This is a genomic window from Streptomyces sp. NPDC035033 (genome assembly GCF_040636735.1).
Taxonomy (GTDB): Bacteria; Actinomycetota; Actinomycetes; order Streptomycetales; family Streptomycetaceae; genus Streptomyces.
In genome coordinates this window covers 93,286-105,935 of sequence record NZ_JBEZUZ010000013.1, presented here as the reverse complement: position 1 = coordinate 105,935, position 12,650 = coordinate 93,286, and the positions used below count along the sequence as shown (strand labels likewise).

Sequence of the window (12,650 nt, the reverse complement as noted above, 5' to 3'; positions counted from 1 at the left end):
CGGGGCGGCTTCGACGCCGACGACGCCCGCCAGGTGATCGAGATGCTCGCACCCCTCGGCGTCGACCTGGTCGAACTGTCCGGCGGCAGCTACGAAAGCCCCGCCATGACCGGCCGCCCCGCCGACGAGCGCACCCAGGCCCGCGAAGCCTACTTCCTCGACCTCGCCGAGGACCTCGTCACAACCAGCCCGCTGCCCCTGATGCTCACCGGCGGCATCACCCGCCGCGTCACCGCCGAACGCGTCCTCGACAGCGGCGTCGCGGTCCTCGGCATGGGCACCGCGCTCGCCGTCACCCCCGACCTCCCCGAACGCTGGCGCCAGGGTCGCGAAGCCGACCAGGCCATGCGGCCGGTCACCTGGTCCGACAAAGCCCTCGCCTCCGCCGCCGGCATGGCCCAGGTACGCCACCAGATGCGCCGCCTCGCCCGCGGACGCCGGACCAAGCCCAACACCCACCCGGCGATCGCCCTCATCTCCGAACGCCGCAAGCAGCAACGCGCCCTGCGCGCCTACCGCACCTGGCTCACCAAGCCCCGGGGCACCGAAGCCTGAACCCTGACCGGTGGCGCCTCACCACGCACCGCTGCGCTTGCGGCGCCGCCGATCACCGATGTTGCACGGTCAATCCCCGGAACTCTGCGCTTGCTGCACCACAATGCCTACTGCACCCAGGCACCCGCTCCGCAGGAAGCGCTCCCCCGATCACACCGGGTTCATCACCGACTCAACATCAGCAGCCCGCCCCTGCTAGCCGCTGCACCCGCGGCACAGTACGCACTCTGGACCACGAAGAACCGCGCCGGCGGCGCCGCCTTGGCACTCGAACGACCAGACACCTCACCATCGGAGCACGACAATGCCAGAACCGATCCCGAGCCTGGCCGACCCGGATGTCGTGGGCCCTTCGCCATCGCGCCCCCACTTGCCCGATGCCCCTGTATCGCATCATCAGCCCGAAGGCGGTCGCGCTGCTTCCTCGCACACCTCTGTGCCTTCGGCCCCAGAACTCGAAACTCCTGCCTACAGCCTCGCCCAGGAGATGAAGGAGCACTGGCTGGACGCTGATAGCGCAGCGGGTTCAAGCTCCTCGGAGAGGCCTGCCCCTGCCGAGCCGGAGGAAGACCAACAGCCGGGAGCCGTGAGTACCGTCTGGTCCAGCATTCTCTCCACCGCGTTCCGCCGGCTCAGGCAAGGCCACTGACTCGCTCTGGCAGGGATCTTGGAGTTGCCCGGTGCACTGGCGTAATTGGTGGACGCGCTCGGGGTGTTGCGAGGGCCCATGCAGTTGTCGAGGTGTCTGTTGCCGATCCGCGCTCGTTCGGATGAGCAAGTCCCGCCGCTGACCGCGCGGATCACGCCGGTGAGCAACCCGGGCGGTACGACGGAGATGTGGAAGAGAGACCGCCGGGGCGGACTTTGGCATGACGAGGAATTCGCTCTCTGATATCCGCGTGACGGGCGTCCGGGCCGCTCGCCCGCCCAGCCGGCCACCGTCTGTGTGCTGCGCTTCGTGCTCGGCCTGCCGGTCCGGCAGGCCGAGCACGAAGCGGTGCAGCGCCGCATCGACTTCCAGTACGCGACGGCCATGGAACTGAACGATCCCGGCTTCCACCACAGCATGCTGACCGACTTCCGCGACCGTCTCACCGAGAGACGATCGCGCCGACCGTCTCCTCGACCTCGCGCCGGCCCGCCTGAGGAAGGTGTCGGCGTACATGCCGGTGCCCCGGTCAGGTACGGAAAACGTATCCAGCCGGTCGGCCATCCAGCCGTGGGGCTTTGTTGCGGGAAGCGGATGGGGAATGAGCCCCGGCCCGTGCCATTGTCGCGGGCACGCGGCCGGGGACACCGGTCGTCCTGGGGCTGGATGTCATCGGGCAGGCTGCGAGAGGTGACCGGCTGGGGTTCCTGCCGCAGGTGCCGGAACCAGCACCGGGCCGGCTCGTGGTCGATGCGGCGGTGAACGTGGCCTGCTGGTGCGGGACCGAGCACGCCACTCATGACGTCGACGCTCTCAGGCTCGTGGTCGGCAAGGAATTGTCGTTGCCCGACGCGTTCCGTGCAGGCGCTGAACGTTTGGCCGGCTGGACGGCCGATCCGCACGACGCCGACCACTGGCGTGCCGAAGCGGGGCCACCTTCCCCGGAAAATCAGCTGACGGCCCCTGCCTGGCCCGTTCGTCGATACCCGGCCGGGTACATTCACGTGTACGCCGGCAGGAGGCCGGTCCGGTGCGCGAGCGCACCACGGCAGCGCACCGATTCCACCCACCCCGGTACGCCTGGGCAAGAACCCCACCATGCCCAAGACCAGGATCCTTGCCGCCGGCGACGACACCGTGCGGCTCCTGGAACACCTCTACCGGCACGGAGCCGATCGTACGTCGGGCTCCCGCGTCCAGGTCCCGCGCCAGATCATGGTGCAGAACCATCACCGTGACGCCGCGGGCCGTCCGCCCCGGCGCACCGCCGAAACCGAAGACGGACCGAGCTGCCGCCCCCGTCCTGGGTGATCGTCTTCCCCCTACGACACCTCGGCCCGCCACGCCCGCCATCAACTACGGGCACCGGCGAGTCACCTGCCCCCAGGGACAGGTCAGCCAAGGCCGGCACGGCCCCCGCCCGGCCTCCTCGCCGACCGCGGCCCCGCTGATCGTGGCCTGGTTCACCACGAGTCGGTGCCGGCCCGGCCCACGCGCAGTGCGCCGCCTCCCGCGAGAGCCCCCGCACCGTCGGCTTTCCTCCGTGAGCCCTCCGCGACCTGCAACTCCGCGTCCGTTCCCGGCAGCTCCAAGGTCGCCGACAGGATCAAGTGGGGCAGCCCTCGGCGGGACGACAATGTCCTGTCAGAACTGGGCGTCCGGCCAAGGCGGGGCCTCCTCCGCAAAGAGCCGGCCCGCACTTGTGCGGACCGTTCGCCGCGGCGGGAGCTGTTGTGTCCTGCATGGCATGCGCCATGCGTGTCGCCACTGAGGTCACGGCGCTGCTCGACACCGCCCTCCGAGCGGCCCGACGTTTCGCTGGTCACCTACGGGACCAGATCGCCCCACCGCCGACCCGCCCCGGGGTCGACGGCCGGCCGTGGGGCGCCACCTTCGTCCCGAAGGCACTTCCGGCCGGTTCCGGGGCCTCCCCCGCTCCCCTTTTCCGGTGCCGCCCGAGGTCCCTGGGCAAAATCCCCCCGCCCTATTGTTGACGGTGCTTACATTACCTCCTATAGTCATGTATACACCGCTTACATGAGAGTGAGGAGCCCCTGCCATGTCTTCGACGCAGAAGGACACCGTCAAGGTCGACCTGGGCGGCCGTGAGGTCACCGTCCCCAAGGGGGGCCTGTACGACCGCTACCGGATGAAGCCGAACCTCGACGAGATCGCCCGCGACCCCCGGGTCAGCGGCGTGGACTTCTTCCGCCGGCTGCCCAAGACCAAGGTCGACTCCCCGATCGGTCCGACGCTCACGCCGAACTTCTACTACACGATGTCCACCGCCCGGCTCACGATGATCGCGCCGTCCAAGGCGATCCGCGCCCGGCTCCCCGAGGAGCTCTCGCCCCTGGAGATCGTGCCCGGCCTCGGCCTGATCTCGGTCATGTTCTTCCGCTACGACGTGTGCGACATCGACTTCTACACCGAGGCCACCGTCGGCATCGCCGTCAAGCCCGCGCGGCACGGCAAGCTCGGCTTCTTCGACCTCGTCTCCGGCCTGAAGAACGAGCACCTCGACGCGTACGTGTTGTCCCTGCCCGTGAACTCGGAGATCGCGCAGGTCCGCGGCCACGACGGCTACGGCTTCCCCAAGTGGGTCACCGACCTCGACGTCGACATCAACGACCACCGGACGACCGCCCGCGTGGCCAACGCCTCCGGCGGCGTCGACCTGTCGCTTCTGGCCGACACCCCGACCCAGAGGGCATACCCGAGCGGCGAGCGCGTCGGCTCGCTCACCTCGTACACGAAGATCGACGGCGCCTGGCACTCCACCCTGAACCAGACCAACGTCCTGAACGCCGGCACGACGCGCAGCACCAACGGCATCACCCTCCAGCTCGGCGAGGGCCGCATGTCCGACGACCTGCGCTCGCTCAAGCCGAAGCGGACCATCCAGTTCGACGTCATGACCGAGGGTCAGGCCGCCCTCCACATGCCGGTGCCCACCTCGATCCAGAGCCGGAACAAGTAGCAGCAAGCAGCAAGGAGTCCTGCCATGGTCACCGACCACGCCAGCCGCCCCAAGGGCACCCGCAGCCTGGGCTTGCCCGCGTCCATCACCCCGGCCCTGCTCAAGCAGCTGACCGCGCGGGTCTCGGCCGCGCCGGACGCGGCCCGGGTCACCACCAACGCCCCCTACACGGGCCTCCCCCTGGCCGACTTCCCCGTCTCCACTCCCGAGGACGTCGAGGCCGCGTTCGGGCGGGCCCGGATCGCGCAGAAGTCCTGGGCCGCCACTCCGATCGCGGAGCGCAAGCGGATCCTGCTGCGCTACCACGACCTCGTCCTGGCCCGGCAGGACGAGGCACTGGACCTGATGCAGGCCGAGAACGGCAAGACCCGCCGCGACGCCTACCTCGAGGTCGTCGACATCGGCATCGTCTCGCGCTACTACGCCCGCAACGCCGACAAGTACCTCAGCCCCAAGCGCCGCCGCGGCGCGATCCCACTGCTCACCCACACCACCGAGCTGCGCCACCCCAAGGGCGTCGTCACCGTGATCTCGCCGTGGAACTACCCGCTGAGCATGGCCGCCAGCGACACCATCGCAGCACTCATGGCCGGAAACGCCGTCGTGCAGAAGCCCGACACCCAGACCGCCCTCACCGCCCTGTGGTCCATGAACCTCATGTACGAGGCGGGCCTGCCGGCCGATGTCTGGCAGATGGTGATCGGCCGGGGCAGCTCCATCGGCGGTGCGCTGATGGACAATGCCAACTACATGATGTTCACCGGCTCCACCGCCACCGGACGCCAGATCGCGAGCGACGCCGGCAAGCGCCTCATCGGCGCCTCCCTGGAACTCGGCGGCAAGAACGCCATGATCGTCCTGGACGACGCCGACATCGACAAGGCCGCCGAGGGCGCCGTCAACGCCTGCTTCCCCTCCGCGGGACAGCTGTGCGTCTCCATCGAGCGCCTCTACGTGGCCGAGTCGATCCGCGACAAGTTCGTCGCCGCGTTCGTCGCGCGTACCAAGAAGCTCAAGATCGGTGCCGCGTACGACTACAGCATCGATGTCGGCAGCCTTACCACTCCCTCGCAGCTCACGACCGTCACCGAGCACGTCGCCGACGCCGTGTCCAAGGGTGCCACCGTCCTCGCCGGTGGCAAGGCCCGCCCCGACCTCGGGCCGCTGTTCCACGAGCCGACCATCCTCACCGACGTCACTCCCGACATGACGGTGTACGACCACGAGACCTTCGGTCCCGTCGTGTCCATCTACTCCTACCGCGACGTCGACGAGGCCGTCACGCGGGCCAACGCCACGGCTTACGGCCTGAACGCCAGCGTCTGGTCGGGCAACGGCGCCCGCGGCCGGGCCGTCGCCGCCCGCCTGCACGCCGGAACCGTCAACGTCAACGAAGCCTTCGCGGCAGCCTGGGGCAGCATCGACGCCCCCATGGGCGGCATGGGCGACTCCGGCCTCGGCCGCCGGCACGGTGCCGAGGGCATCCTCAAGTACACCGAGGCCCAGACCGTCGCCCACCAGCGCCTCCAGGGCTTCTACCCTCCGGGCGGCATGAGCCCCGAAACCTGGGCCGACCTGCTGACCGGCGCACTCAAGGTCATGAAGGCCGTGGGCATGCGCTGAGCAGCAGCGCCCACCCGGCACGCGCACAGGCTTCGACCGGTCCACCGTCACCCCCGCAGAGGATGGGCCGGTCGAAGCCCGCAGGCGTATGGGGCCTGTCTCCTTGCGGATCACCGCCGCTCCTCGCCCCTCACCCGCACCGCCGCTGTCTGCCCGGAGCAGCACGCCGGCACAGTCCTGCCAGTGCGCGAACAGCGCTTCATCGCCAGCCTGACGACCGGCCGAGGCCGGGGTGTGGTGGGAACGGCCGGCCGGGCGTTCCCACCACACCGGGCACCTCACGTCGACTTCGTCCTTCTCGTCGTAGTCAGCCAGACGCGGTAGGTACGCAGGGCGCGACGCTGCTTGCGGCGTTCGGACATGAGGGCGAGCAGCGGGCTCGTGGAGAACCTGGTGCTGCGCCCGCGGGCGATGCGGCGCATCTGGTGACGTACCCGGGCCATGCCGGCGGAGGCCGCGAGTGCCTTGTCGGACCAGGTCACGGGCTCCATCATGCGGTCGGCCTCGCGGTGGTTCTTCCAGCGGTGCGGGAGGTCGGGGGTGAGGGTGATCGCGGTGCCCATGCCGACGACCGCGACGCCGCTGTCGAGGACGCGTTCGGCGGTGACGCGGCGGGTGATGCCGCCGGTGAGCATCAGCGGCAGCGGGCTGGTCTTGACGAGGTCCTTGGCGAGGTCGAGGAAGTACGCCTCGCGGGCCTGGGTGCGCTCGTCGGCGGGGCGGCCGGTCATGGCGGGGCTTTCGTAGCTGCCGCCGGACAGTTCGACCAGGTCGACGCCGAGGGGTGCGAGCATCTCGATCACCTGGCGGGCGTCGTCGGCGTCGAAGCCGCCCCGCTGGAAGTCGGCGGAGTTGAGCTTGACCGCGACGGCGAAGGCCGGCGAGACGGCTGCGCGGATGTAGTGGACGATGTCGAGGAGCATCCGGGCGCGGTTCTCCAGCGAGCCGCCCCACTGGTCGGTGCGCTGGTTGACCAGGGGCGAGAGGAACTGCGACAGGAGGTAGCCGTGGGCGGCGTGGATCTCGACCCCGTCGAAACCGGCTTTCTCCGCGCGGTGGGCCGTGACGGCGAATCTTGTCACGGTGTCCTCGATCTGCTGGGGGGTCATGGCGGTGGGTTTGCCGAAGCGGCTGCTGTGCTTGCCCAGGCTGACGCCGATGTCGCTCGGGCCCCACACGACGCCGGGCATGTCGGAGGCGACCTGACGGCCGGGGTGGTTGATCTGCATCCAGATCGCCCCGCCGCCGGACTTGCCGGCCTTCGCCCAGTCGGCGAACGGCTTCAGGGGCGCGTGCTCGTCGAGGACGACACCGTTGGGGGCGGTCAGCGCCTCGGCGTGGACCATCACGTTGCCGGTGATCAGCAGGCCGGCGCCGCCGGCGGCCCAGCGGCGGTACAGGGTGAGCATCTGTTCGCCGGGGAGCTGGCCGTCGCCTGCCATGTTCTCCTCCATGGCCGCCTTCGCGATCCGGTTCTTCAGGACCACCCCGGAGCGCAGCAGCAGCGGAGAGAACAGCTCACTGGTCATCCCAGTTCCCTCTTCCTTTTCGATCGTTTAGGATGTATGCACCGTTCACATTTCGACTGCAATGTAAGCAGTGAGCACATCGGGAGAGTGAGTGTGACCCATGTCACAAAACAGCACGTATCATCACGGTGATCTGCGGGCCGCCTGCCTGCGGGCGGCCCGGGAACTGCTGGAGGAGGACGGCAGCGCGGGCCTGTCGCTGCGGGCGGTCGCCCGCCGCGCCGGTGTCTCGGCCACGGCCCCCTACCGCCACTACGCGGACCGCGAGGCGCTCGTCTCCGCCGTCGCGGCGGAGGGATACCGCGAGCTGGCCGGGCACCTGTCGGCGGCCCATCCCGCCCCGGCGACACCGGACGACCTCGCCGCCGTCGCCATCGCCTACGTCCAGTTCGCTCTTGAGCATCCCCCGCTGTTCCGTGCCATGTTCGCCGAACCCTGCGACCCGACCAACGAGGAACGCGTCGCCGCGACGGAAGCGATTTCCGAGTACGTGCGGGGCATCGTGCGCGACGCCTTTCCCGGTGTCGAGGACACCGAGGCCCTGGCGACCACCGTGTGGGCGCTCGTCCACGGCCTGGCGTTCCTGCACCTCGACGGCAAGCTCGACTCCTCCACCCCCGAGACCGTCGCCAAGCAGGTCCGCGCCTCCGTGATCGCCCTGTTCGGCGCCTCTCCCGCGATGCGGGCGGCGATCGCGACCGGCTGACGAAGGAAAGGCCCGGGTCCGCACGATCGGGTGGCGGCCTCACCGGTAGGTGAGCATCCGACGCAGGTCACCGGCGAAATGGGCGTGCTCGTTGAAGGTGAGGAGGGTCGTCCCGGCTCCGCCCACCACCAGGGTGGTGACGGAGGCGTTGACGGCTACCCGATGGAGTGCGACCACTCCTTCGTGCGGCAGCGACAGCAGTGCGCCGCACACTGCGGCAAGCAGACCGGCCGAAGTGAACACGACGGCATCACGGCCACGGCCGAGCGCGGCGGGCAGCTCGGCCAGTGCGGCACGGGCGCCTTCCGCGAACGCGGACCAGGTTCCGCCTTCGGCGGCCCGGGGGTCTTTCATCCAGGCCGTCAGGGCATGATCGAGCAGGTCCTGCACGGACCGCTCCTTGTCGCGGGGCGGGGCGTAGCGGTCCAGCAAGGCGATGTGGTCGTACTCGTTCCAGCGTGCGTCCTGATGGACCGGCCCCTGGAAGCCGGCTGCCTCGGCAGCCATACGGGCCGTGTCACGCTGCCGGTTCAGGGTTCCGGAGACGAGGTGCGGATCACGCAGACCTCGGCGGGCGAGTTCCTGGCCGACGGCGGACGCCTGGGCTCGGCCGAGACTGGACAGCATGTCGTAGTCGCCGGCCGTGGCGGACGCCTGGCCATGGCGGACGAGACAGATGAGTGGCATGGAGGTCTTCCCGGCTGTCAGCTGCCGCTGGTGCGGCGAATGGTGGCCCGGCAGCGGCGATCGAGGTAGTTGACGGCCATCCAGAGGTTGCGGAAGGCCGGGTTGCGGGTCTGCCTGTGGTGGTAGCGGTAGTAGATCTGCTGGGCGATCACTGCGAGCCGGAAGAGGCCGAAGACCTCGTAGAAGGGCCAGTTCTCGGCAGACAGCCCCGTCCGGGCGCAGTACCGTTCGACGATCTCCGCGCGGGTGAGCATGCCCGGGAGGTGACTGGGCTGACGGCGCATCGCCCGGGCCATGCGGCCGTCGTCGGCCTGGACCCAGTAGGCCATGGCGCTGCCGAGGTCCATCAGCGGATCGCCCAGGGTGGCCAGTTCCCAGTCGAGAACCCCGGTGACCTGCAGAGAGTTCTCGTCGAGGACGAGATTGTCCAGGCGCCAGTCGTTGTGGACGATGCAGATGGCGGTGTCGCCGGGCTGGTGGTCGGCCAGCCAGGCTGTCACGCGCCGGAAGCTGGGGGTGTTCCAGGTTCGGGCCTGTGCGTAGCGGCGGGTCCAGCCCTCGACCTGGCGGCGGACGTATCCCTGTCCCTTGCCGAGGCCGGCGAGTCCGGCCTCTACGGGGTTGACCTGGTGCAGGTCGGCGAGTGTGTCGATGAAGGCTTCCGACAGCGATCGAGCCTTCTCCTGCGGCAGGTGCATGCCATCAGGGAGTCTGCCGCGGAGGATGAGCCCGGGGACCTTGTCCATGACGTAGAAGTCGGCGCCGATGACACTGGGGTCCTGGCAGAGCGCCCGCACGGTGGGGACCAGCGGGAAGGCGGGCTTCAGCGCCTTCTGAACGCGGTACTCGCGGGCCATGTCGTGCGCGGAACCGGCTTTCTTTCCCGCCGGCGGGCGGCGCAGGATCAGTTCCGTGTCGAGGTGCGGATAGCTCAGCAGATAGGTGAGGTTCGATGCGCCGCCCGTGAACTGGACGACGTCGGGCGCGGGGCCCGAGATGCCTTCCACCTGCCGGGTCAGCCAGGCGTGGGTCGCTTCGACGTCGAAGGCGTCTTCGGTGCGGACCGCGCTCTGGTCGGTGTCGTTCATCGGCCCGCCTCGGCCACGAGTCGCAGGGGCAGGTGGCGCATGAGGATCCCCATGGGGCCCCAGGGCCGGGCGGGCACTTTCGCTTCGGGGCGCTCGCGTTCGATGGCTCTGACCATGGCGCGTGCTCCCTTCTCGGTGGAGGTCATCAGTGGTGTCCTTGCCGCGCCCGCGCTCAGGTCGGTGGCGATGTGGCCGGGGCGGAGCGTGGTGACGGCGATCGGGGTGCGGGTGAGGGTCATCTCGGCTCGGATGCCTTCGGCGAGGGCGGAGAGGCCGGCCTTGCCGGCCGCGCAGGTGGTGAGGTTGCGGGGAAGTCCGCGCACGGCACTCATCGAGGAGACGGCCACGAGGTGTCCGGCTCCCTGGGCGCGGAAAACGTCAAAGACCTGCTGGTGGTCGTTGACGTCGAGTTCGCGTACGGACACCCTGATGCCCGGGTGGGCCGCAAGGGGTTCTTCTCGGAGAGTCTGCGGACGGTCGGTACGGCGGGCGCACAGTGCGAGATGCCGGCCCTGGGCGGCGAAGGTGCGGGCCATCGTCTCGCCAAGGCCTGAGCCCGCCCCGGTGATGAGTGTCTTCCCTCGTCGGATCACGCCGCCTCCTCCCGCTCCCGAGAGCCGGGGGCCTTGAGCTTCATGGCGGTACGCCGCCACCTTCTTGCGGCCTGGGCGTCCGCCACTCGGGGGAAGAGCCTCTTCAGGCAGAGGGCGCGCCGGTCTTCGGGGTGGGTGATGACGAGGAAGCGGCCTTTGCCGACCGCGTCGGTGATCTTTCCGGCCATCTGTTCCGCGGTATGAGGGGTGTCCTGGATCTCTCGGTCGACGATTTCGGCCATGCCGGGGTCAGGGCTGTGCAGTTCCGCCCTGAGGTCGGTACGGATGGGGCCTGGGCAGACAACGGTGGTGTGGATCCCGAAGGGTGCCAGTTCCTGTCTGATGCTCTCGGACAGCGAGACGACAGCGGCCTTCGAGGCGTTGTCCGAGGGGGTACCCGGTGGGTTCAGCAGGCCGGTGGAGGAGGCGACATTGACGATGTGGCCGCTGCCCTGCCGCTTGAACAGCGGGACGAAGGTCTGGCAGCCCTGGGCGACGCCTTTGAGGTTGATGCCGAGGATCCAGTCCCAGTCGTCGCTCTGGAGCTGTTCGACGCGTCCGGCCGCGGTGACTCCGGCGTTGTTGACCAGGATGTCCAGGCCGCCCCAGTAGTTCTCGCACCATCGAAGGGCACGCTGCCAGTCCTCATGCATGCGTACGTCGATACGGATGAACGAGGCCACCCCTGCGGGAAGTCGCTCAGGTCGGTTGCGGTCGGCGATCAGGACGCGGGCTCCGGTGGCGGCGTAGCGCTCGGCCAGGGCGCGGCCCAGTCCGGAGCTGCCGCCGGTGATGAGGACGCGCTTGCTCATCTCGCGTCCCGGGTACGGTACCGGCCGAGTTCGACGCGGGCGATGACCCCGAGGTGGACTTCGTCGGGGCCGTCGGCCAGGCGCAGGGCGCGGGCGGCCGCCATGGAGGAGGCGAGGGGGAAGTCGTCGGAGAGGCCCGCGCCGCCGTGGAGCTGGATCGCCATGTCGACGACTTCGCAGGCCATTGCCGGAACGGCTGCCTTGACCTGGGAGAGTTCGCTGATGGCACCGGCAGCGCCGACGGTGTCCAGGAGCCAGGCAGCGTGCAGGACCTGGAGCCGGGCCTGGTTGATGGCGATCCTGGCCTTGGCGATGCGTTCGCGGTTTCCTCCGAGACTGCTGAGCGGCTTGCCGAAGGCGGTCCGTGAGGTCGCCCGCTTGCAGGCGAGTTCCAGGGCGTTCTCGGCGAGTCCGATCAGGCGCATGCAGTGGTGGATGCGGCCGGGGCCGAGTCTGCCCTGGGCGATCTCGAAGCCGCGGCCGGGGCCGGCGATGACGGAGTCGAGCGGAAGGCGGACGTCGCAGAAGGACACCTCCCCGTGGCCGTAGGGCTCGTCGAGGTAGCCGTAGACCGGCAGCATCCGTTCGATGCGCACGCCAGGGGTGTCGAGAGGGACGAGCACCATGGAGTGGCGGGCGTGGCGCGGGGCGTCGGGGTCGGTGAGTCCCATGAAGATGACGAAGCGGCAGTCCGGGTGTCCGATGCCGGTGCTCCACCACTTGCGGCCGTTGAGGACGATGGTGTCGCCGTCCACGACGGCGGTGGCGGCCATGTTGGCGGCGTCCGAGGAGGCCACGTCCGGTTCGGTCATGCAGAAGGCGGACCGGATCTCGCCGCGCAGCAGCGGTTCCATCCAGCGCCGGCGCTGTTCGGCGCTGCCGTAGTGGAGCAGGACTTCGGCGTTCCCGGTGTCGGGGGCGTTGCAGTTGAAGATCTCGGGCGCGATGAGCGAGCGGCCCATGAGTTCGGCCAGGGGCGCGTACTCGGTGTTGGTGAGACCGGCGCCGTGGGTGGCGTCGGGGAGGAACAGGTTCCACAGCCCGGCTGTTCTCGCCTTGGCCTTCAGCTCGTCCATCATCGACGGGATGGAAGCCCATCGGTCCTCTTGGTCGCGGAGCGCGGTGATGTACTCCCGCTCGCGCGGCAGGACATGCGACGCCATGAAGCCGCTGACGCGCTCGATGTACTGGCGCGTCTTGGGCGAGTGTCCGAAGTCCATGTGCTTTCCGTCCTGTCGAGCGTTGCTCAGTGATCGGCCTGGCGTGCCGGCCGGATGCGCGTCTCCGGCCGGCCCGCCGGAGGCGGCCGGGGGCGCGCCGCCCTGTGGCGTCCGCCGCGGGGCGGCGCACCCGATCGGGGCGGCCCGGCCTTGGCGACGGCCCCATGGCCTGGTCGGCGGTCTTCTCCCCCGCCGCGGCCGTCGGCCG

The 12,650-nt window shown here is 69.6% G+C and carries 10 protein-coding genes and 1 pseudogene; 5 read left to right on the top strand and 6 right to left on the bottom strand.

Annotated features, from left to right (window positions below; genetic code table 11):
* The 4 genes and pseudogenes from AB0E83_RS08665 to AB0E83_RS08650 form a co-directional block, all read left to right on the top strand.
* A pseudogene (locus tag AB0E83_RS08665) lies at positions 1–555 on the top strand (2,4-dienoyl-CoA reductase); the annotation flags it as partial.
* A gap of 946 nt (positions 556–1,501) precedes the next feature.
* Positions 1,502–1,966, top strand: a complete 465-nt coding sequence (locus AB0E83_RS08660) for a transposase (RefSeq protein WP_362107942.1) — start codon at positions 1,502–1,504, stop codon at positions 1,964–1,966.
* A gap of 1,297 nt (positions 1,967–3,263) precedes the next feature.
* On the top strand, positions 3,264–4,184 hold the full coding sequence (locus AB0E83_RS08655; RefSeq protein WP_362107939.1) for an acetoacetate decarboxylase family protein: 921 nt from the start codon (positions 3,264–3,266) through the stop codon (positions 4,182–4,184).
* A gap of 24 nt (positions 4,185–4,208) precedes the next feature.
* The gene (locus AB0E83_RS08650) at positions 4,209–5,807 is read left to right on the top strand and encodes a succinic semialdehyde dehydrogenase (protein ID WP_362107936.1); all 1,599 of its coding nucleotides are present in this window, start codon (positions 4,209–4,211) and stop codon (positions 5,805–5,807) included.
* Positions 5,808–6,085: 278 nt separating this feature from the next.
* Here the strand turns inward: AB0E83_RS08650 and AB0E83_RS08645 are convergent, their stop codons facing one another.
* Positions 6,086–7,336 carry an NADH:flavin oxidoreductase/NADH oxidase family protein gene (locus AB0E83_RS08645; protein WP_362107933.1) on the bottom strand — a complete coding sequence of 417 codons (1,251 nt, stop codon included), beginning with the start codon at positions 7,334–7,336 and terminating at the stop codon, positions 6,086–6,088.
* 100 nt (positions 7,337–7,436) lie between these two features.
* Between AB0E83_RS08645 and AB0E83_RS08640 the strand changes: the two genes are divergently transcribed.
* Positions 7,437–8,042: a TetR/AcrR family transcriptional regulator gene (locus AB0E83_RS08640; protein WP_362107930.1), complete on the top strand. Its 606-nt coding sequence runs from the start codon at positions 7,437–7,439 to the stop codon at positions 8,040–8,042.
* A gap of 39 nt (positions 8,043–8,081) precedes the next feature.
* On the opposite strand, the gene AB0E83_RS08635 is transcribed toward AB0E83_RS08640, so the two are convergent.
* Genes AB0E83_RS08635 through AB0E83_RS08615 form a run of 5 tightly spaced genes read right to left on the bottom strand, consistent with a single transcriptional unit; the run spans position 8,082 to position 12,442 of the window.
* On the bottom strand, positions 8,082–8,729 hold the full coding sequence (locus AB0E83_RS08635; protein WP_362107927.1) for a histidine phosphatase family protein: 648 nt from the start codon (positions 8,727–8,729) through the stop codon (positions 8,082–8,084).
* A gap of 17 nt (positions 8,730–8,746) precedes the next feature.
* The gene (locus AB0E83_RS08630) at positions 8,747–9,817 is read right to left on the bottom strand and encodes a phosphotransferase family protein (protein WP_362107924.1); all 1,071 of its coding nucleotides are present in this window, start codon (positions 9,815–9,817) and stop codon (positions 8,747–8,749) included.
* Entirely contained in the window at positions 9,814–10,353 is a 540-nt protein-coding gene (locus AB0E83_RS08625) for an SDR family NAD(P)-dependent oxidoreductase (RefSeq protein WP_362107921.1), read from the bottom strand. Before AB0E83_RS08625 ends, AB0E83_RS08630 begins: the two co-directional genes overlap by 4 nt.
* A 53-nt stretch (positions 10,354–10,406) precedes the next feature.
* The gene (locus AB0E83_RS08620) at positions 10,407–11,222 is read right to left on the bottom strand and encodes an SDR family NAD(P)-dependent oxidoreductase (protein WP_362107918.1); all 816 of its coding nucleotides are present in this window, start codon (positions 11,220–11,222) and stop codon (positions 10,407–10,409) included.
* Positions 11,219–12,442 carry an acyl-CoA dehydrogenase family protein gene (locus tag AB0E83_RS08615; RefSeq protein WP_362107915.1) on the bottom strand — a complete coding sequence of 408 codons (1,224 nt, stop codon included), beginning with the start codon at positions 12,440–12,442 and terminating at the stop codon, positions 11,219–11,221. The genes AB0E83_RS08620 and AB0E83_RS08615 overlap by 4 nt, the downstream gene beginning before the upstream one ends.
* Between the last annotated feature and the right edge of the window lie 208 nt (positions 12,443–12,650).

Excerpts from the sequence above, each read along its gene's own strand:
- AB0E83_RS08655 (WP_362107939.1), top strand. The coding sequence starts at position 3,264 with ATGTCTTCGACGCAGAAGGACACCGTCAAGGTCGACCTGGGCGGCCGT.
- AB0E83_RS08650 (WP_362107936.1), top strand. The coding sequence starts at position 4,209 with ATGGTCACCGACCACGCCAGCCGCCCCAAGGGCACCCGCAGCCTGGGC.
- AB0E83_RS08645 (WP_362107933.1), bottom strand. The coding sequence starts at position 7,336 with ATGACCAGTGAGCTGTTCTCTCCGCTGCTGCTGCGCTCCGGGGTGGTC.
- AB0E83_RS08640 (WP_362107930.1), top strand. The coding sequence starts at position 7,437 with ATGTCACAAAACAGCACGTATCATCACGGTGATCTGCGGGCCGCCTGC.
- AB0E83_RS08635 (WP_362107927.1), bottom strand. The coding sequence starts at position 8,729 with ATGCCACTCATCTGTCTCGTCCGCCATGGCCAGGCGTCCGCCACGGCC.
- AB0E83_RS08630 (WP_362107924.1), bottom strand. The coding sequence starts at position 9,817 with ATGAACGACACCGACCAGAGCGCGGTCCGCACCGAAGACGCCTTCGAC.
- AB0E83_RS08625 (WP_362107921.1), bottom strand. The coding sequence starts at position 10,353 with ATGGCCCGCACCTTCGCCGCCCAGGGCCGGCATCTCGCACTGTGCGCC.
- AB0E83_RS08620 (WP_362107918.1), bottom strand. The coding sequence starts at position 11,222 with ATGAGCAAGCGCGTCCTCATCACCGGCGGCAGCTCCGGACTGGGCCGC.
- AB0E83_RS08615 (WP_362107915.1), bottom strand. The coding sequence starts at position 12,442 with ATGGACTTCGGACACTCGCCCAAGACGCGCCAGTACATCGAGCGCGTC.